General features: G+C 61.3%; 14 protein-coding genes and 4 tRNA genes. 2 read left to right on the top strand and 16 right to left on the bottom strand.

Annotation, left to right across the window (positions count from 1 at the left end; translation table 11 throughout):
- Positions 1 to 110: 110 nt before the first annotated feature.
- The 5 genes from asd to leuC all read right to left on the bottom strand — a co-directional run bounded on the left by asd (position 111) and on the right by leuC (position 5,407).
- Positions 111 to 1,223 carry an aspartate-semialdehyde dehydrogenase gene (gene asd, locus KI237_RS10510; RefSeq protein WP_003203857.1) on the bottom strand — a complete coding sequence of 371 codons (1,113 nt, stop codon included), beginning with the start codon at positions 1,221 to 1,223 and terminating at the stop codon, positions 111 to 113.
- Between the two features lie 54 nt (positions 1,224 to 1,277).
- Entirely contained in the window at positions 1,278 to 2,360 is a 1,083-nt protein-coding gene (gene leuB, locus KI237_RS10505; protein ID WP_212799754.1) for a 3-isopropylmalate dehydrogenase, read from the bottom strand.
- Between the two features lie 66 nt (positions 2,361 to 2,426).
- Positions 2,427 to 3,191 (bottom strand): class I SAM-dependent methyltransferase, encoded by a 765-nt coding sequence (locus tag KI237_RS10500; protein ID WP_212799753.1) that lies wholly within the window; start codon positions 3,189 to 3,191, stop codon positions 2,427 to 2,429.
- Between the two features lie 141 nt (positions 3,192 to 3,332).
- The gene (gene leuD / locus KI237_RS10495) at positions 3,333 to 3,977 is read right to left on the bottom strand and encodes a 3-isopropylmalate dehydratase small subunit (protein WP_212799752.1); all 645 of its coding nucleotides are present in this window, start codon (positions 3,975 to 3,977) and stop codon (positions 3,333 to 3,335) included.
- Between the two features lie 11 nt (positions 3,978 to 3,988).
- Positions 3,989 to 5,407 (bottom strand): 3-isopropylmalate dehydratase large subunit, encoded by a 1,419-nt coding sequence (gene leuC / locus KI237_RS10490; RefSeq protein WP_003203866.1) that lies wholly within the window; start codon positions 5,405 to 5,407, stop codon positions 3,989 to 3,991.
- A 156-nt stretch (positions 5,408 to 5,563) separates the two neighbouring features.
- Between leuC and KI237_RS10485 the strand changes: the two genes are divergently transcribed.
- Positions 5,564 to 6,454 carry a LysR family transcriptional regulator gene (locus KI237_RS10485; protein WP_212799751.1) on the top strand — a complete coding sequence of 297 codons (891 nt, stop codon included), beginning with the start codon at positions 5,564 to 5,566 and terminating at the stop codon, positions 6,452 to 6,454.
- A gap of 70 nt (positions 6,455 to 6,524) precedes the next feature.
- Positions 6,525 to 9,803, top strand: coding sequence for an EAL domain-containing protein (locus tag KI237_RS10480; RefSeq protein ID WP_212799750.1), 3,279 nt, complete (start codon positions 6,525 to 6,527; stop codon positions 9,801 to 9,803).
- A 219-nt stretch (positions 9,804 to 10,022) separates the two neighbouring features.
- Here KI237_RS10480 and KI237_RS10475 read toward each other — a convergent pair whose 3' ends face one another.
- The 11 genes from KI237_RS10475 to uvrB form a co-directional block, all read right to left on the bottom strand.
- Complete coding sequence (locus tag KI237_RS10475; RefSeq protein WP_212799749.1) at positions 10,023 to 10,475, bottom strand: Hsp20 family protein; 453 nt, start codon at positions 10,473 to 10,475, stop codon at positions 10,023 to 10,025.
- Positions 10,476 to 10,595: 120 nt separating this feature from the next.
- On the bottom strand, positions 10,596 to 11,555 hold the full coding sequence (locus KI237_RS10470; RefSeq protein WP_212799748.1) for a tRNA dihydrouridine synthase: 960 nt from the start codon (positions 11,553 to 11,555) through the stop codon (positions 10,596 to 10,598).
- Positions 11,556 to 11,802: 247 nt separating this feature from the next.
- Entirely contained in the window at positions 11,803 to 12,252 is a 450-nt protein-coding gene (locus tag KI237_RS10465) for an acyl-CoA thioesterase (protein ID WP_018612412.1), read from the bottom strand.
- An 80-nt stretch (positions 12,253 to 12,332) separates the two neighbouring features.
- Positions 12,333 to 13,166 carry an alpha/beta fold hydrolase gene (locus KI237_RS10460; RefSeq protein ID WP_212799747.1) on the bottom strand — a complete coding sequence of 278 codons (834 nt, stop codon included), beginning with the start codon at positions 13,164 to 13,166 and terminating at the stop codon, positions 12,333 to 12,335.
- A 28-nt stretch (positions 13,167 to 13,194) separates the two neighbouring features.
- Complete coding sequence (locus KI237_RS10455) at positions 13,195 to 13,734, bottom strand: TetR/AcrR family transcriptional regulator (protein ID WP_212799746.1); 540 nt, start codon at positions 13,732 to 13,734, stop codon at positions 13,195 to 13,197.
- 180 nt (positions 13,735 to 13,914) lie between these two features.
- A tRNA-Glu gene (locus tag KI237_RS10450) sits at positions 13,915 to 13,990 on the bottom strand.
- Between the two features lie 75 nt (positions 13,991 to 14,065).
- A tRNA-Ala gene (locus tag KI237_RS10445) sits at positions 14,066 to 14,141 on the bottom strand.
- A gap of 53 nt (positions 14,142 to 14,194) precedes the next feature.
- Positions 14,195 to 14,270: transfer RNA gene (locus KI237_RS10440), tRNA-Glu, on the bottom strand.
- 79 nt (positions 14,271 to 14,349) lie between these two features.
- Positions 14,350 to 14,425: transfer RNA gene (locus KI237_RS10435), tRNA-Ala, on the bottom strand.
- A gap of 146 nt (positions 14,426 to 14,571) precedes the next feature.
- Positions 14,572 to 16,053, bottom strand: a complete 1,482-nt coding sequence (gltX, locus tag KI237_RS10430; RefSeq protein ID WP_212799745.1) for a glutamate--tRNA ligase — start codon at positions 16,051 to 16,053, stop codon at positions 14,572 to 14,574.
- A gap of 225 nt (positions 16,054 to 16,278) precedes the next feature.
- Positions 16,279 to 18,294, bottom strand: coding sequence for an excinuclease ABC subunit UvrB (uvrB, locus tag KI237_RS10425; RefSeq protein WP_212799744.1), 2,016 nt, complete (start codon positions 18,292 to 18,294; stop codon positions 16,279 to 16,281).
- Positions 18,295 to 18,482: the final 188 nt, after the last annotated feature.

The raw sequence follows: 18,482 nt of genomic DNA, 5'->3' as shown, positions 1-18,482 counted from the left end.
CCCCATGTGGGAGCGAGCTTGCTCGCGATGAGGTCAGCCCCGACACAACTGCCCCCAATAAAAAACCCGCACCTCTCACAAGGCACGGGTTCTTTCACAGCCGCAATCGATCAACGCTCGAGCAGGATCCGCAGCATGCGACGCAGCGGTTCGGCCGCGCCCCACAGCAGTTGGTCGCCGACGGTGAAGGCACCGACGAACTGCGAGCCCATGTTCAGTTTGCGCAGACGACCCACCGGTACATTCAGAGTGCCGGTGACCTTGGTCGGGCTCAGCTCCTGCATGCTGATTTCGCGGTTGTTCGGCACCAGCTTGACCCAAGGGTTGTGCTGACTGATCAGCCCTTCGATGTCGGCGATCGGCACGTCTTTATTCAACTTGATGGTCAGCGCCTGGCTGTGGCAGCGCATGGCGCCGATGCGCACGCAGATGCCGTCCACCGGGATCGGGCTCTTGAAGCGACCCAGGATCTTGTTGGTTTCGGCCTGGGCCTTCCACTCTTCGCGGCTCTGGCCGTTAGGCAGTTCCTTGTCGATCCAGGGGATCAGGCTGCCGGCCAGCGGCACACCGAAGTTCTCGGTCGGGTAGGCATCGCTGCGCATCGCTTCGGCGACCTTGCGGTCGATGTCCAGGATGGCGCTGGCCGGGTTGGCCAGGTCATCGGCGACAGCGGCATGGGTGGCACCCATCTGCTTGATCAATTCACGCATGTTCTGCGCGCCGGCACCGGAAGCGGCCTGGTAAGTCATGGCGCTCATCCATTCCACCAGACCGGCTTCGAACAGGCCGCCCAGGCCCATCAACATCAGGCTGACGGTGCAGTTGCCGCCGATGTAGTTCTTGGTGCCCGCGTCCAGCTGCTGGTCGATGACCTTGCGGTTTACCGGGTCGAGAACGATCACCGCGTCGTCCTGCATGCGCAGGCTGGAAGCGGCGTCGATCCAGTAACCCTGCCAGCCGGCTTCACGCAGCTTGGGGAAGACTTCGCTGGTGTAGTCGCCGCCCTGGCAGGTCAGGATCACGTCGAGGGTCTTGAGCTCTTCGATGCTGTAGGCATCCTTGAGCGCACCGGTGTCCTTGCCCACGGACGGGCCTTGGCCACCGACATTGGAAGTGGTGAAAAACACCGGCTCAATGAGATCGAAATCCTGCTCTTCCAGCATTCGCTGCATGAGCACGGAACCGACCATGCCGCGCCAACCGATCAGACCTACACGTTTCATCGCAACTACACCTATACAAAAGTGGGCCACCGTCGAAGCAGTGGGCCCGAAAGATTACAGATTCCGCAGCGCGGCGACTACTGCATCGCCCATTTGCTGCGTACCGACTTTGGTACAACCTTGCGACCAGATATCACCGGTGCGCAAGCCTTGGTCCAGGACCAGGCTGACGGCTTTTTCGATCGCGTCGGCGGCATCGTTCAAGTTGAAGCTGTAACGCAGCATCATCGACACCGACAGGATGGTCGCCAACGGGTTGGCAATGCCCTGCCCGGCGATGTCCGGCGCCGAACCGTGGCACGGCTCGTACATGCCCTTGTTGTTGGCGTCCAGGGAGGCCGACGGCAGCATGCCGATGGAACCGGTGAGCATCGACGCTTCGTCGGACAGGATGTCGCCAAACAGGTTGTCAGTGACGATCACGTCGAACTGCTTGGGCGCGCGCACCAGTTGCATGGCGGCGTTGTCGACGTACATGTGGCTCAGTTCGACGTCCGGGTAATCCTTGGCCACCTGCTCGACCACTTCGCGCCACAACTGGCTGGAAGCCAGCACGTTGGCCTTGTCCACCGAGCACAGCTTCTTGCCACGCACGCGGGCCATGTCGAAGCCGACCCGGGCGATACGGCGGATTTCGCTTTCGCTGTACGGCAGGGTGTCGTAGGCCTGGCGTTCGCCATTATCCAGCTCACGGGTGCCACGCGGGGCGCCGAAGTAGATGCCGCCGGTCAGCTCACGGACGATGAGGATGTCCAGGCCCGAGACGATTTCCGGCTTCAGGCTCGAGGCATCGGCCAGTTGCGGGTAAAGAATCGCCGGACGCAGGTTGCCGAACAGGCCCAGTTGCGCGCGAATTTTCAACAGGCCGCGCTCGGGGCGGATGTCGCGTTCGATCTTGTCCCATTTCGGTCCGCCTACGGCGCCCAACAGCACGGCATCGGCGGCACGGGCACGGTCCAGGGTCTCATCGGCCAGGGGTACGCCGTGCTTGTCGATGGCCGCGCCGCCGATCACGTCGTGACTGAGCTCGAAGTCCAGGCCGTATTTGTCGTTGGCCAGTTCCAGGACCTTGACCGCTTCGGCCATGATTTCCGGGCCAATACCGTCACCGGGGAGAATCAGAATCTGCTTGCTCATGCTTTCCTCGTTTGCTCTGTCGGCACACGCCTGGGCTTTGTACCCAACGCCTGGCCGGGAAAAATGCTATCGCTCGGCCCACAGCACCAGTACATCTGTACTGAACGAACCATCGGCCTCAATCTCAAAATACTCACGCACTTCATCGCCCATCGAACGCTGCAGCTCAAGGATCGCCCCGCGCATCACCTCGGGCGTGCGCATGCGTTCGACCCAAGAGTGGTATTCCAGGCGCAGGCGCTGGCGCGAGGTGCTGCGGATGTGCAACCCCGCTTCGCTGACCTGGCGCAACCACTCGCCGGCAGAATAATCGCGCACATGACTGGTGTCGCGCAGCACTTCGACGCTTTGCAGGTACGTGTCCAGCAACGGCATGCCAGGCGACAGGACGTCGATGAACGCCACCACGCCGCCCGGCTTGAGCACCCGGCGCACTTCGCGCAATGCTAGACCCAGGTCGCTCCAATGATGCGCCGAATAGCGGCTGAACAGGAAGTCGAACTCAGCGTCGGCGAACGGCAGGTGCTCCGCGGCGCCGCAGACCGTGCTGATATTGCCCAGGCCACGCTCGGCAGCCGCCGTGGCGACCACGTCGAGCATCTGCTGGGACAAATCATAAGCCACCACTTCACCGGCCAGCGGCGCCACGTGGAAACTCACATGGCCGGCGCCGCACCCCAGGTCCAAGACACGGGCATCGCCACGGCCAGCCAGCGCAGCCTGTAGCAGCGCAAACTCGGCGCCCTGGGCGTGCACGGCACTGCTCAGGTAGGCCGAGGCCTGCTCACCGAATTGCTTTTGTACAACCTGACTGTGGGCGGTGCTGGTCATGGGATGTCCTTAAGATTTGTATCGCTTGGGCGGCCCCCATCGCGAGCAAGCTCGCTCCCACAGGGTTTGTGGACGCCGCAAATCCAGTGTGGGAGCGAGCTTGCTCGCGATGAGGCCAGTACTGTCTGAATCTCAAATCAATCAAGCATCGCGAAACAACCAAGGCTGGCTCGCCCGGTGCTTGGCCTCGAACGTGGCAATCGCCTCGCCGTCCTGCAAGGTCAGGCCGATATCATCCAGGCCGTTGAGCAGGCAATGCTTGCGAAACGCGTCGATCTCGAAACCCAGCACCTTGCCGTCGGGACGGGTCACGGTCTGGGCCGCCAGGTCGACTTGCAGCTGGTAGCCAGGGTTCGCTTCGACCTGCTGGAACAGCTCATCCACGTCAGCATCGCTGAGGATGATCGGCAGCAAACCGTTCTTGAAGCTGTTGTTGAAGAAGATGTCGGCGTAGCTCGGCGCGATGATGCTGCGAAAACCGTACTCTTCCAGGGCCCATGGCGCGTGCTCGCGGCTCGAGCCGCAGCCGAAGTTCTCACGGGCCAGCAACACGCTGGCGCCTTGGTAACGCTCGGCGTTGAGCACAAAATCCTTGTTCAACGGCCGCTTGGAGTTGTCCTGGTACGGCTGGCCCACATCCAGGTAACGCCATTCGTCAAACAGGTTCGGGCCAAAACCGGTGCGCTTGATGGACTTCAAGAACTGCTTGGGAATGATCTGGTCAGTGTCGACGTTGGCACGATCCAAAGGCGCGACAAGACCGGTGTGCTGGGTAAAAGCTTTCATGCTGCGCTCCTTCAGATCAATTCGCGGACATCGACAAAACGGCCGTTGACAGCCGCCGCAGCGGCCATGGCCGGGCTCACCAGGTGCGTACGGCCACCGGCGCCCTGACGGCCTTCGAAGTTACGGTTGGAGGTGGAGGCGCAGTGCTCGCCCGACTCCAAACGGTCCGGGTTCATCGCCAGGCACATCGAGCACCCTGGCTCACGCCATTCGAAACCGGCCTCGAGGAAAATCTTGTCCAGCCCTTCCGCTTCAGCCTGGGCCTTCACCAGGCCCGAGCCCGGCACCACGATGGCCTGCTTGATGGTCGAAGCAACCTTGCGACCCTTGGCGATCACCGCCGCGGCGCGCAGGTCTTCGATCCGCGAGTTGGTGCAAGAGCCGATGAACACACGGTCAAGCTGAATGTCGGTGATCGCCTGGTTGGCGCTCAAGCCCATGTATTTCAAGGCACGGACGATGGAGTCGCGCTTGACCAGGTCCATTTCCTTGGCCGGATCCGGTACGTTCTGGTCCACCGCCAACACCATCTCAGGCGAAGTGCCCCAGCTGACTTGCGGCTTGATCTGCGTGGCGTCGAGTTCGACCACGGTATCGAACTTGGCATCGGCATCGGAGACCAGGTCTTTCCAGGCCTCGACCGCCATGTCCCATTCCGCGCCTTTTGGCGAGAACGGGCGACCCTTGACGTATTCCACGGTTTTTTCATCGGCGGCCACCAGGCCAACGCGGGCACCGGCCTCGATGGACATGTTGCAGATGGTCATGCGGCCTTCGACCGACAGGTCGCGGATCGCGCTGCCGGCGAACTCGATGGCATGGCCGTTACCGCCGGCGGTGCCAATCTTGCCGATCACCGCCAGGACGATGTCCTTGGCCGTCACGCCGAACGGCAACTTGCCCTCGACGCGCACCAACATGTTCTTCATTTTCTTGGCGACCAGGCACTGGGTGGCGAGCACATGCTCCACCTCGGAGGTGCCGATGCCGTGGGCCAGGGCCCCGAAAGCACCGTGGGTCGAGGTGTGCGAGTCGCCGCAGACCACGGTCATGCCAGGCAAGGTCGCGCCCTGCTCCGGGCCGATGACGTGGACGATGCCTTGGCGCACATCGTTCATCTTGAATTCAACGATGCCGTATTCGTCACAGTTATCGTCGAGGGTCTGGACCTGCAAGCGCGATACCTGGTCGGCAATGGCTTCGATGCCGCCCTTGCGCTCCGGCGTGGTCGGTACGTTATGGTCCGGGGTCGCGATGTTGGCATCGATACGCCAAGGCTTGCGCCCAGCCAGGCGCAGGCCTTCGAAGGCTTGCGGCGAAGTCACTTCATGAATGATGTGACGATCGATGTAGATCAGCGCCGAGCCATCGTCGCGCTGCTTGACCAAATGCGAATCCCAGAGCTTGTCGTAGAGCGTTTTGCCGGCCATCAGACGGTTCCTCATCAGCTTGTTTCTATGCCCCGGGCCTTGAACGAATCAATAACCCCTTGGCTTGTGAGGCTGATCCTATGGGGTTACATTAAATAACTCAAATTCATATTTTTCATACTTTGCATAACCAACTGGAATTCGACCGGAACCGCCATGGACCTTGCCAGCCTCAATGCCTTTATTGCCATCGCCGAGACGGGCAGTTTCTCCGGCGCCGGTGAACGCCTGCACCTGACCCAGCCCGCCATCAGCAAGCGCATTGCCGGCCTCGAGCAACAGCTCAAGGTGCGCCTGTTCGATCGCCTTGGCCGTGAAGTGGGCCTGACCGAGGCCGGTCGCGCCCTGCTGCCACGGGCCTATCAGATTCTCAACGTGCTGGACGACACCCGCCGCGCCCTGACCAACCTGAGCGGCGAAGTGACCGGGCGCCTGACGCTCGCCACCAGCCACCACATCGGCCTGCACCGCCTGCCACCGTTATTGCGGGAATTCACCCGACGCTACCCCCAGGTGGCGTTGGATATCCAGTTTCTGGATTCGGAAGTGGCCTACGAAGAAATCCTCCATGGCCGGGCGGAACTGGCCGTCATCACCCTCGCCCCCGAACCCCACACGCTGGTACGGGCCACGCCGGTGTGGGACGACCCGTTGGACTTCGTGGTCGCCCCCGAGCATGCGTTGCTGGAAAACGGTGCGGTCAGCCTGGCGGACATTGCCTTGCATCCCGCGGTTTTCCCGGGGGGCAACACGTTTACCCATCACATCGTGCAACGGTTGTTCGAGGCCCAGGGCCTGACGCCGAACATCGCCATGAGCACGAATTACCTGGAAACGATAAAAATGATGGTCTCCATCGGCCTGGCCTGGAGCGTTTTGCCGCGCACCATGCTCGACGAACAGGTAGCGCGCATTCCTTTGCCGGGCATACAGCTCAGTCGCCAGCTAGGCTATATCTTGCACACCGAACGGACGCTGTCGAACGCCGCACGGGCTTTCATGGCCTTACTGGACGCACAAATCGATTTGCCAGGGACAAGGGCATAGGTTGTGCCACGCCTGTAGGGCCTTGAATGCTTGTGCTTAATGCCCAAACCCGCTCAAGGCTCGCTAGATAATGCCCAAACCCGCTGACCACCTCCCGCCCTTGCCACGCATCCAGGCGCTCGACCCGAAACGGTCCGAGCAGAGCTGGGACAGTGCGCCGCAGTTGCTGGCCGCCCTGAACGGTGCGCGGCTGGGGGCATGGTCGTGGGACATCGACAGCGGGCAGATCAGTTGGTCCCGGGGCACCCAGGCGCTGTTTGGCTTCGATCCGCGCCAGCCATTGCCGGCGGATGTGGATTATCTGGACCTGTTACTACCCGAAGACCGGTCCCGGGCCATGCGCGCCTTTCACGCGGCAGTGGCCGGGGCGCCGCTGGAACAGGCCATGCACCACCGCATCGTCTGGCCCGACGGCAGCCTGCACTGGCTGGAGATCAGCGGCAGCGTGCTGCCCGACAAGCACGGTCGCCCGCGCATGATCGGGGTGATCCGCGAAATCACGCATCAGCGCGAGCGGGAACAGGCGCTGCGCAGCTCGGAAAAACGTTTTGCCACGCTGTTCCACCTGAGCCCGAACATGGTGCTGCTGACTCGCCAGGAAGACGGGATGATCAGCGAGGCCAACCAGTATTTCGAAAGCCTGTTCGGCTGGCCGCTGCACGATGTGATTGGCCGGACCACCCTGGAACTGGGCTTGTGGGTCGACCCCGGGCAACGGGCAAAACTGCTGGAAGCCATCAATGCCAAGGGCGAACTGGCGAGCATGGAAGTGGTACTGCGAGCCAGCAACAACCAGATCCACACCGGCCTGCTCAGCGCGCAGAAAGTCGAGCTGGAAGGCCAACCCTACCTGTTGAGCACCTTCCTCGACACCACCGAGCGCAAGCTCGCCGAGCAGGCCCTCAAGGACAGCCAGGAACGCCTGGACCTGGCCCTCGACTCGGCGCAACTGGGCACCTGGGACTGGCACATTCCCAGCGGCATGCTCTACGGCTCGGCCCGGGCCGCGCAGCTCCATGGCCTGGAGCCCAAACCGTTCCACGAATCGTTCGACGCGTTTTTCGAAGGAGTCCCCACGGAAGAACGCAACAACATGCGCAACGCCTATCGCAGCCTGCGCGAAGGCCCTGCGGGCAACTATCAGTTGACCTACCGCGTGCAACTGCCGGACGGCAGCTCGCGCTACCTGGAAAGCCGCGCCCGCCTCTACCGCAACGACGACGGCAGCCCTTTGCGCATGGCCGGCACCTTGCTCGACATCACCGACCAGGTGGAGCGCGAACAGAGTCTGGCCGCCTCGGAGGAAAAATTCGCCACGCTGTTCCAGGTCAGCCCCGATCCCATCTGCGTCACTCACCAGGACAGCGGCCGATTCCTTGAGATCAACTCCAGCTTCACCCAGACCTTCGGCTGGAGCGCCAGCGACGTGATTGGCCTCGACGCCGACGAAATCGGCCTCTGGGACGCCTCGGGCAGTAGCCTGCAACGCATCGAACGGGTCATCCGCGAAAAATCGCTGAACAATGTCGCCATCGTCGTTCACCATAAGAACGGCCAACCGCTGACCTGTGTGATTTCCAGCCGGCAAATCAACGTCGGCAACCAGCCCTGCGTCGTCACGACTTTGCGAGACATCACCCAGCAACAACGCTCCGAAGCCGCCCTCAAGGCCAGCGAAGAGAAATTCGCCAAGGCGTTTCATTCCAGCCCCGACGCCATCACCATCACCGAACACGAAAGTGGCCGCTACCTTGAAGTCAATGACGGCTTCTGCCGATTGACCGGCTACCGCGCCGACGAGGTGATCGGGCACACGGTCTACGAAGTGGGGATCTGGGCCGAAGAAAAACAGCGAGCGGCGCTGCTGGCCGAGCTGCAACTCAAGGGTCGCGTGCACCACCAGGAAATGCTCGGACGCAATAAACTGGGGGAAATCCTCACGCTGGAAGTCTCGGTGGAGCCCATCACGCTCAATGAAACGGCGTGCCTGCTGCTGACCGCCCGGGACGTGAGCCTGCTGCGCAATGCCGAAGCCCAGATCCGCCACCTGGCCTACCACGACCCGCTGACCAACCTGCCCAACCGCGCCTTGCTGATGGACCGGCTGAGCCAGCAGATCGCCCTGCTCAAACGCCACAACCTGCGCGGCGCCCTGCTGTTTCTCGACCTGGATCACTTCAAGCACATCAACGACTCCCTCGGTCACCCGGTGGGCGACACCGTGCTGAAGATCATCACCGCGCGCCTGGAAGCCAGCGTCCGCATGGAAGACACCGTCGCACGACTGGGCGGCGATGAATTCGTGGTGCTGCTCAGCGGCCTGGAAGGCTCGCGCAGCGAAGTCAGCAAGCAAGTGCAGACCCTGGCCGACACCCTGCGCGAACTGCTCTCGGAGCCGATGTTCCTCGATGGCCAGCGACTGCAGGTCACGCCGAGCATCGGTATAGCGCTGATTCCCGACCACGGCTCCACGCCCACCGACTTGCTCAAGCGCGCCGACATTGCGCTGTACCGCGCCAAGGACTCAGGGCGCAACACCTCGCAGATGTTTCACACCACCATGCAAAAAGCCGCCAGCGAACGGCTGCGCATGGAGACCGACCTACGCCTTGCCCTGGCCCGTGGCGAGTTCAGCGTGCATTTCCAGCCTCAGGTCGACGCCCGGGACAACCGCATCATCGGCGCCGAAGCCCTGGTGCGCTGGCATCACCCGGACCTGGGCGCCCAATCGCCCAATGAATTCATCAAAGTGCTGGAGGACAGCGGCCTGATCCTGGAAGTCGGGACCTGGATCCTCGATGAAGCCTGCGACGGCTTCAAGCAACTGATCGCCAAGGGCAAGATCGATCCCCAGCAATTCAGCCTGTGCGTGAACATCAGCCCACGGCAATTTCGCCAGAGCGACTTTGTCGAACGCATCGAAAATAGTCTCGTCACTCACGGCCTGCCCTTCTCCTTGCTGAAACTGGAGATCACCGAAGGCATCGTGATCCAGAACCTGGACGACACCATTGCCAAGATGCGCCGACTCAAGAAACTGGGGGTGAGCTTCGCCATGGACGATTTCGGCACCGGTTATTCGTCGCTGACCTACCTCAAGCGCCTGCCGGTGGACACGCTGAAAATCGACCAGTCATTCGTGCGCGACGCCACCAGCGACCCCAACGACGCCGAAATCATCCGTGCCATCGTCGCCATGGCCCGCAGCCTCAACCTGGTGATGATCGCCGAAGGGGTGGAGACCCTGGAGCAACTGCATTTCTTGCAAGGGCTCGATTGCCATTTATACCAAGGCTACCTGCACAGCCGACCGTTGCCGCTGGACGCGTTCGAGCGGTTGTTGCCATAGCCTGTCCAGCCAGGCAGAAAGCTTTTGTGGCGAGGGAGCTTGCTCCCGCTGGACTGCGTAGCAGTCCCAATCAATCGTCGAAGCGATTGGCGCCTTTAGGGCCGCTTCGCGCCCCAGCGGGAGCAAGCTCCCTCGCCACAGGTTCATCATGGCCCCGGACCAAACAGTTCCAAATACGAAAAAGGGCGCCATCTGGCGCCCTTCTTCAGTTGCGATGCATCAGTTCTGCAGCGCGGGTTGCTGCTGCGCACCGTTGATCGGGATGCGCTTGGCTTTCGCCTCCTCCGGGATCACCCGCAACAGGTCGATGCTCAACAGACCGTTGCTCAGGCCGGCGGATTTGATCTCGATATGATCGGCCAACCGGAAGGACAGCTTGAACGCACGCTGGGCGATGCCCTGGTGCAGATAGGTGACGCTGTCGTTGCTGGCCTCGCGCTTACCGCCGCTGATGGTCAGCACACCTTTTTCCACCTGCAGTTCCAGGTCTTCTTCCCGGAAACCCGCGGCGGCGACAACAATACGGTATTCATCATCACCGTATTTTTCCACGTTGTAAGGTGGATAGCTGCTACCCGGTTCGTTGCGCAGGGCGGTTTCGAACAGATCGTTGAAGCGATCGAAACCCACCGAGGAACGGAACAGAGGGGCCAGCGAAAATGCAGTACTCATGATTCAAATCTCCTGAAAAATTCAGCAAGTTTTTTTGTCTCCGCGACCCGAATTCGGCATCGCGTAACCCCTATCTAGGGGCCGCCAAAAACTTTTCAAGAGCTTTTTTTGAAATTTTTTTCAGGCCGCTTGGGTGCGCTGCACACCCAGCAAATGGCCCACCGCGTCCAGGTCGGTTTCCCGACGCAAAGCGGTAAACAGCGCCACCGCTTCAGGGTAATTGCGGGTCAGCATCGCCAGCCACTGCTTCAACCGGCCCGGGGCCTGGCGCGGTGTCAGTTGCTCGACCACTTGCACCCAGAAGTCCTGGAGCATCGGCTGCAGCTCGGCCCAGGACATCTCGACCACATCGTCACCGGCTCGGGCGGCGGCGATTTGCCGGGCCAGGTCAGGACGGGAAACGAGACCGCGACCGAGCATGATGTCTTCGACACCGCTGATTTCGCGGCAACGGCGCCAATCTTCCACGCTCCAGATATCACCATTGGCGAACACCGGCACCTTGACCACTTCCTGCACCCGGGGAATCCACTCCCAGTGAGCCGGAGGCTTGTAGCCATCGACCTTGGTCCGCGCGTGCACCACGATGTGCGCCGCACCGCCTTCGGCCAGCGCCGTGGCACACACCAGCGCACCGTCCGGACTATCGAAACCCAGGCGCATCTTGGCGGTGACCGGAATGTGTTTTGGCACCGCACGACGCACGTGCTCGACGATTTCGTTAAGCAGTTCCGGCTCCTTGAGCAACACCGCCCCACCCCGGGATTTGTTCACGGTCTTGGCCGGGCAACCGAAGTTCAAGTCGATAACCTGCGAGCCCAACTCACACGCCAACGCCGCGTTTTCCGCCAGGCACACCGGATCGGAACCGAGCAACTGCACCCGCAACGGCACGCCGGCAGCCGTCTGGGCACCGGCCAGCAACTCAGGGGCGAGCTTATGGAAATAGGCCGGCGTGAGCAGGCGGTCGTTGACACGGATGAACTCGGTGACACACCAGTCGATCCCACCAACACGGGTCAGGACATCCCGCAGGATGTTGTCGACCAACCCCTCCATGGGCGCCAGGGCAATTTGCATGGAAACACACACTCGAACGAAAAAACGTGCGGCAGTTTACCGGATTTTGCCCACGACATCGGAATTCACCACCAAACCCTGTGGGAGCGAGCTTGCTCGCGATGGCGGTGAATAAGCTTGCGCAAATGTTGAATGTAGCGCCGCTATCGCGAGCAAGCTCGCTCCCACAGTGGTTCTCGATCGTTCAAAAATCCTGTGCTCACCACAAATCCCTTGTGGGAGCGAGCTTGCTCGCGATGGCGGTGGGTCAATCGATGAGGATGCCGGATGGCTTCAACGCGGGACCATAACCCTCGATGAACTCCGGCGGCATGCGCTTGGGCCTGCCGGTGGACAATTCGATGCAGACGAAGGTGGTCTGGGCCCGCAACAGCGTGGTGTTGTCGCTGGGACGGACCAGTTGGAAATGCCGGGTCATTTTCAGACGCTGGTCCCAGTCGACGATCCAGGTCGCCAATTGCAGCTCGTCGCCTTCATAGGCGGCCGCCAGGTAATCAATTTCATGCCGCACCACCGCCATGGCTCGGTCGAGGCGCCGGTACTCCACCAGATCCAGGCCCAGGCGCTGGGAATGGCGCCAGGCGCAGCGCTCAAGCCAGGTAACGTACACCGCGTTGTTGGCGTGGCCCAACCCGTCGATGTCTTCGGCATTTACTTGAAGATCAATGATGAACGGCGTTGCCCGATCCCAGCCCATGCCCCTCTCCTGGTCGAATATGGATGGGGGCAGTGTAACGGATCCGAGCTCGACCGCCATCGCGGGCAAGCCTTGCTCGCTCAAGCCGATTGCCGCGCTTGCAGGCTTCTACCGGCCAGCAGTGATAACACCCCATCAATGACCCGTGGATCGGCCAGCACCCGTTGATGCCCGCCCTGTGGCAGTCGCAGCAAACGACTGTCGAACCAGGCTTCATGGATCAATTGCGACTCCCTGACCGAAACCGACGTGTCGTCCTCGGCATGGACAATCAACCCCGGCACGTCCAGCTGGTAATGCGCTACATCCATCTTCGAAGCGGGCATGCCCACATCGCTTTCCACCTGGCGAATGAACGCCGAACGCGCCTTGGGCGGCAGACCCATCATCCGGGAGAAACCACGCAGCACCCCAAGAATGCGAGCGGGTGCGGCGATGCTGACCAGCGTCTCGGTACGCAATCCCAACTGGATGGCCAACAGGGCACTGGCGCCGCCCATGGAATGCCCGATCACGGCCTGCAACGGCGGCAGCTCAGCAGCGGCTTCGAGCATGGCCCTGGCAAACAACAGGACATTCGCCTCGCGACCCGGTGAGCGACCATGGGCCGGACCGTCCAGCGCCACCACCGTATAACCAGCGTCCACCAAGGCCGTGATCAAGGCCGCGAACTGAGTCGGCCGCCCTTCCCAGCCATGCATCAGCAAGACTGCCGGGCCTTTGCCCCAGCGCAACGCCGAGAGACCGAAACGCAAGGTGATACGCTCGGAGGAGGCCAGCAGCGGCAGCTCCCAATCGCGCGGCGGCAAGTTTCGCGGGCGCATGAACAGCGAACGCATTTGTTTGGCCACGAGGCGCGGAGCCACCCAACCAAGCGTGCAATTGACGCTACGAATCCAGCTCAACCTGTTCATCGCTCATCTCCAGGGCTTGCGCCTTAGCTCATCGCACCGCTGACTTGGCGGCGCGCAGCAAACGATCCGATAACTCTCCAGGACCCAGCGCCCGCGCCAGGGCCAGGCCGCCCACCATCAAGGCGATGTCGGCCAGGGCCTTGTCGGCGTCCTCCGGGCTGGCCGCCAATTGCGCGACCATCAACTCGATATGCTCATCGAGCACTTCACGAAACGCATCCGGCAGCCGGCCGAGCTCGCCGACCGACGCGGGGATCGGGCAGGCGTGTTCGGTGGAGTCACGGTGCTTGCGCGACAGATAGAACGCCGCCACCAGAGCGCGCCGCTCTTCGCCTGTCAGCTCGCCATCCATGTCGGCGATCAGGCCGCGGCGCCGATTGAGCAATTGCTTGAATGCTTCCAGCATCAAGGCATCCTTGCTTTCGAAATGGGCATAAAAACCGCCCACCGTCAGCCCGGCCGCGCCCATCACCTCGCCCACGCTCGGCTCAGCCGGCCCACGCTGGATCAGCGCATCGCTGGCGGCCTTGAGAATGCGTTCACGGGTTTGTGCCTTTTTATCGCTCATCGTCGCCTCCGAATATTACGAATGAAATATTATTCCTATAATAATTTTCCGCAAGCGCTCATTTTGACCGCTGGTCAGAAGTCTCTTTCAAGGATAAGGGAATTGGCCAAACGCCAGACAAACAAAAGGGCCATTCAAGAATTGAATGACCCTTATAAAATCCCGCAGAGCGGGTAATCGTGGCGTCCCCTAGGGGACTCGAACCCCTGTTACCGCCGTGAAAGGGCGGTGTCCTAGGCCACTAGACGAAGGGGACACAAACCTTCTAACTTGATCAGCGCTGAGAACTGATCGATTCAAGGACGGTGTGGCCAGACCTTGAATCTGTAATTGGTGGAGCTAGACGGGATCGAACCGTCGACCTCTTGCATGCCATGCAAGCGCTCTCCCAGCTGAGCTATAGCCCCAGATTTTTCGCCTCGCGGCGGAGCGATATCTTGCAACATCGCTTCTGTAAAACTGGCGTCCCCTAGGGGACTCGAACCCCTGTTACCGCCGTGAAAGGGCGGTGTCCTAGGCCACTAGACGAAGGGGACGCAAACCCTTCTGTACAACTGATCAACGCTGAGTGCTGATCGCTTCAAGGCCAGTGTGGCCAGGCCTCGAAGTGTAAATTGGTGGAGCTAGACGGGATCGAACCGTCGACCTCTTGCATGCCATGCAAGCGCTCTCCCAGCTGAGCTATAGCCCCTCATCGCTGAGGACGGGGCGAATCTTAAGGGCGTATCGGAGGGCTGTCAAATTTATTTTCAACAAATTTGAAAGTTTTTTGCCGGGATAACAATCACTTACCGACAAACCCCGGAAAACCGGGGTATGCCCTGCCTCATCGACCGCTTAGGCGATCGCGCCCAACAGTTTTTCCCACTCCTTGTTTTCCTTCTTCGACACACCACCAAGCAGATCGATGGCCTGGCGCAGGCGGAAACGGGTCAGGTCCGGCCCGAGGATTTCCATCGCATCGAGCACCGACACCGAGCTGGCCTGGCCGGTAATGGCGGCGAACATCAGCGGCATGGCATCGCGCAGTTTCAACTCCAGCGACTCGACCACGGCCTGGATGGTCGCGGTGATGCTGTCTTTCTCCCACTGACGCAGGCTTTCGAGCTTCCACAGGATCAGCTGCATCAACTGGCGCACCTGGTCGCCCGAAAGCTTCTTGGATTCGAACAACTTGGCATCCGGCGTCACGCCACCGGCGAAGAAGAAGCCGGCCAGCGGGGCGATCTGGCTGAAGGTCTCTACCCTGCCCTGCACATGGGGAGCGATCTTCATCATGTACTCAGGGTTCAACGCCCACTTCTGCACCCGTGCAGCGAACTCTTCCACCGGCAGGTCCCGCAGCCACTGGCCGTTGAGCCACGACAGCTTCTCGACGTCGAAGATCGGCCCGCCCAGGGAGACGCGCGAAAGATCGAAATGCTCGACCATTTCCTGCAACGAGAACTTCTCGCGCTCGTCCGGCATCGACCAGCCCATGCGCCCCAGGTAGTTGAGCATCGCCTCGGGCATGAAGCCCATGCGCTCGTAGAACGTCACCGAAGTCGGGTTCTTGCGTTTGGACAGCTTGCTCTTGTCCGGGTTACGCAGCAGCGGCATGTAGCACAGCTGCGGCTGTTCCCAGCCGAAGTATTCGTAGAGCAGGATCAGTTTCGGCGCCGACGGCAGCCATTCTTCACCGCGCAACACGTGGGTGATACCCATCAGGTGATCGTCGACCACGTTCGCCAGGAAGTACGTCGGCAGGCCGTCGGTTTTCATCAGCACTTGCATGTCCATGCGATCCCATGGGATCTCGACATCGCCACGCAGCATGTCCGGCACCACGCAGACACCTTCGGACGGTACCTTCATGCGGATCACGTGGGGCTCGCCAGCGGCCAGGCGGCGGGCGACTTCTTCCTTGGACAGCAGCAGCGCCCGACCGTCGTAGCGCGGGGTTTCGCCACGGGCCATTTGCTCGGCGCGCATCTGGTCCAGCTCTTCGGCGGTGCAGAAACACGGGAACGCATGCCCCATGTCCACCAGTTGCTGGCAATACTGCTTGTAGATATCGCCGCGCTCGCTCTGGCGGTACGGACCGTGCGGGCCGCCGACGTCCGGGCCTTCGCTCCAGTCGATCCCCAACCAGCGCAGGGCGTCGAAGATCTGCTGTTCGGACTCGCGGGTCGAACGCAACTGGTCGGTGTCCTCGATCCGCAGGATGAACTCGCCGCCATGCTGCTTGGCAAAGCAATAGTTGAACAAAGCGATGTAGGCGGTGCCGACATGGGGATCGCCAGTGGGCGAAGGCGCGATGCGGGTGCGGACGGTGGTCATGGCATGTCTCGGAAAGAATATAAAAGCGAAGATCAAACAGGGGGCGAATGGTAACAGGCGATGGCGGGCGGGCTCCAGTGAGAGCGGGATTTGTGTGCTCAGCCGTTAGACCGAGCTGCCTTCAATCGCGAGCAGGCTCGCTCCCACAGTTTAATCGAGTCGTCCAATGATCCCCTGTGGGAGCGAGCTTGCTCGCGATGAGGCCCTCGACTTCACCACAAAATCTCAGACAGCCAGCAACCGCTCGCGCAACTTGCCAATCTCGTCGCGCAACTGCGCCGCCGCTTCGAACTCCAGGTCCCGGGCCAGTTGGTACATCTTCTCTTCCAACTGCCGGATACGCTTGGTGATTTCGCTCGGCGAGCGCAGTTCGGCTTCGTAGCGGGCACTCTCTTCGGCGGCCTTGGCCATGCCCTTGCGCTTCTTGCTGCGCGAGCCGGGCACGGTGGCGCCTTCCATGATGTCGGCGACGTCCTTGAACACCCCTTTTGGCGTGATCCCGTTGGCCAGGTTGAAGGCGATCTGCTTGTCGCGACGGCGCTCGGTCTCGCCGATGGCCCGCTCCATGGAGCCGGTGATGCGGTCGGCATACAGAATCGCCCGGCCATTGAGGTTACGCGCCGCGCGACCGATGGTCTGGATCAACGAACGCTCGGAACGCAGGAAACCTTCCTTGTCGGCGTCGAGAATCGCCACCAGCGACACTTCCGGCATATCCAGGCCCTCACGCAGCAGGTTGATGCCCACCAGCACATCAAAGGTGCCCAGACGCAGATCACGAATGATCTCAACCCGCTCCACCGTATCGATGTCCGAGTGCAGGTAGCGCACCCGCACGCCATGGTCCGCCAGGTAGTCGGTAAGGTCTTCGGACATGCGCTTGGTCAACGTGGTCACCAGCACCCGCTCTTCCAAGGCCACGCGCTTGGTGATCTCCGAGAGCAGGTCATCAACCTGGGTCAGCGCCGGGCGCACTTCGATCTGCGGGTCGACCAGCCCGGTTGGCCGCACCAATTGCTCGATCACCCGGCCGGCATGTTCGGCCTCATAGTTGCCTGGGGTGGCCGAGACAAAAATCGTCTGCGGGCTCACGCTCTCCCATTCGTCAAAACGCATCGGCCGGTTATCCAGGGCCGATGGCAGGCGGAAACCGTATTCCACCAGGGTTTCCTTGCGCGAACGGTCGCCTTTGTACATGGCGCCGACCTGGGGCACGCTGACGTGGGATTCGTCGATGACCAGCAAGGCATCGGCCGGCAGGTAGTCATACAAGGTGGGCGGCGGCGCGCCCGCCGGACGGCCCGACAGGTAGCGCGAGTAGTTTTCGATGCCGTTGCAGTAGCCCAGCTCCAGGATCATCTCCAGGTCGAAGCGGGTCCGCTGCTCCAGGCGCTGGGCTTCCACCAATTTGTTGTTCGAGCGCAGGTATTCCAGGCGCTCCTGCAACTCGACCTTGATCCCTTCGATGGCGTCCAGCAGGGTTTCCCGGGGCGTCACGTAGTGGCTCTTGGGGTAGAACGTGAAGCGTGGCAATTTGCGGATCACTTCACCGGTCAGCGGGTCGAACGCCGAGAGGCTCTCCACCTCGTCATCAAACAGTTCGATGCGGATCGCTTCCAGATCCGATTCCGCCGGGTAGATGTCGATCACATCGCCACGCACCCGAAAGGTGGCCCGGGCGAAATCCATGTCGTTGCGGGTGTACTGCAAATCCGCCAGGCGCCTGAGCAAGGCGCGCTGGTCGAGTTTGTCGCCACGATCCACATGCAGCACCATCTTCAGGTAGGTTTCCGGGCTGCCCAAGCCATAGATGCACGACACCGTGGTGACGATGATCGCGTCCTTGCGCTCGAGCAAAGCCTTGGTCGCCGACAGTCGCATCTGCTCGATGTGGTCGTTGATCGAGGCATCCTTCTCGATGAAGGTGTCCGACGATGGCACGTAGGCCTCGGGCTGGTAGTAGTCGTAGTAGGAAACGAAGTACTCCACGGCGTTATTCGGGAAAAACGCCTTGAACTCACCGTACAGCTGCGCCGCCAGGGTCTTGTTCGGCGCCAGCACCAGCGTCGGGCGCTGCACTTGGGCGATCACGTTGGCGATGCTGAAGGTCTTGCCCGAGCCGGTCACACCAAGCAAGGTCTGGTGCGCCAGACCGGCCTCGATGCCCTCAACCATCAGGCGGATGGCTTCCGGCTGGTCGCCGGCGGGCTGGAATCGGGTGACTAGCTGGAATTCAGACATGACAAAACCTCTGGGTTCATCCCTGTCGGCCAGCCGACAGGAACGAGAAAGACCGAAACGACTGATGTCGCCCGAGGAAAAAACTGGAATGCACACAATGTGGAGGTGAATGCCTTCGCTTTCAAGACGAACGTCCTACACACCTTGAAGACTTTGACGCGGAGAGAGGACTAACGGTCGAAAAAAAT

This window comes from Pseudomonas sp. St316 (assembly GCF_018325905.1).
Classification (GTDB): Bacteria; Pseudomonadota; Gammaproteobacteria; order Pseudomonadales; family Pseudomonadaceae; genus Aquipseudomonas.
This window is presented reverse-complemented; position numbering and strand designations above follow the sequence as displayed.

What these genes read in the sequence shown, in the direction of transcription:
- asd (WP_003203857.1), bottom strand. Translation starts at nt 1,223, where the DNA reads ATGAAACGTGTAGGTCTGATCGGTTGGCGCGGCATGGTCGGTTCCGTG.
- leuB (WP_212799754.1), bottom strand. Translation starts at nt 2,360, where the DNA reads ATGAGCAAGCAGATTCTGATTCTCCCCGGTGACGGTATTGGCCCGGAA.
- KI237_RS10500 (WP_212799753.1), bottom strand. Translation starts at nt 3,191, where the DNA reads ATGACCAGCACCGCCCACAGTCAGGTTGTACAAAAGCAATTCGGTGAG.
- leuD (WP_212799752.1), bottom strand. Translation starts at nt 3,977, where the DNA reads ATGAAAGCTTTTACCCAGCACACCGGTCTTGTCGCGCCTTTGGATCGT.
- leuC (WP_003203866.1), bottom strand. Translation starts at nt 5,407, where the DNA reads ATGGCCGGCAAAACGCTCTACGACAAGCTCTGGGATTCGCATTTGGTC.
- KI237_RS10485 (WP_212799751.1), top strand. Translation starts at nt 5,564, where the DNA reads ATGGACCTTGCCAGCCTCAATGCCTTTATTGCCATCGCCGAGACGGGC.
- KI237_RS10480 (WP_212799750.1), top strand. Translation starts at nt 6,525, where the DNA reads ATGCCCAAACCCGCTGACCACCTCCCGCCCTTGCCACGCATCCAGGCG.
- KI237_RS10475 (WP_212799749.1), bottom strand. Translation starts at nt 10,475, where the DNA reads ATGAGTACTGCATTTTCGCTGGCCCCTCTGTTCCGTTCCTCGGTGGGT.
- KI237_RS10470 (WP_212799748.1), bottom strand. Translation starts at nt 11,555, where the DNA reads ATGCAAATTGCCCTGGCGCCCATGGAGGGGTTGGTCGACAACATCCTG.
- KI237_RS10465 (WP_018612412.1), bottom strand. Translation starts at nt 12,252, where the DNA reads ATGGGCTGGGATCGGGCAACGCCGTTCATCATTGATCTTCAAGTAAAT.
- KI237_RS10460 (WP_212799747.1), bottom strand. Translation starts at nt 13,166, where the DNA reads ATGAACAGGTTGAGCTGGATTCGTAGCGTCAATTGCACGCTTGGTTGG.
- KI237_RS10455 (WP_212799746.1), bottom strand. Translation starts at nt 13,734, where the DNA reads ATGAGCGATAAAAAGGCACAAACCCGTGAACGCATTCTCAAGGCCGCC.
- gltX (WP_212799745.1), bottom strand. Translation starts at nt 16,053, where the DNA reads ATGACCACCGTCCGCACCCGCATCGCGCCTTCGCCCACTGGCGATCCC.
- uvrB (WP_212799744.1), bottom strand. Translation starts at nt 18,294, where the DNA reads ATGTCTGAATTCCAGCTAGTCACCCGATTCCAGCCCGCCGGCGACCAG.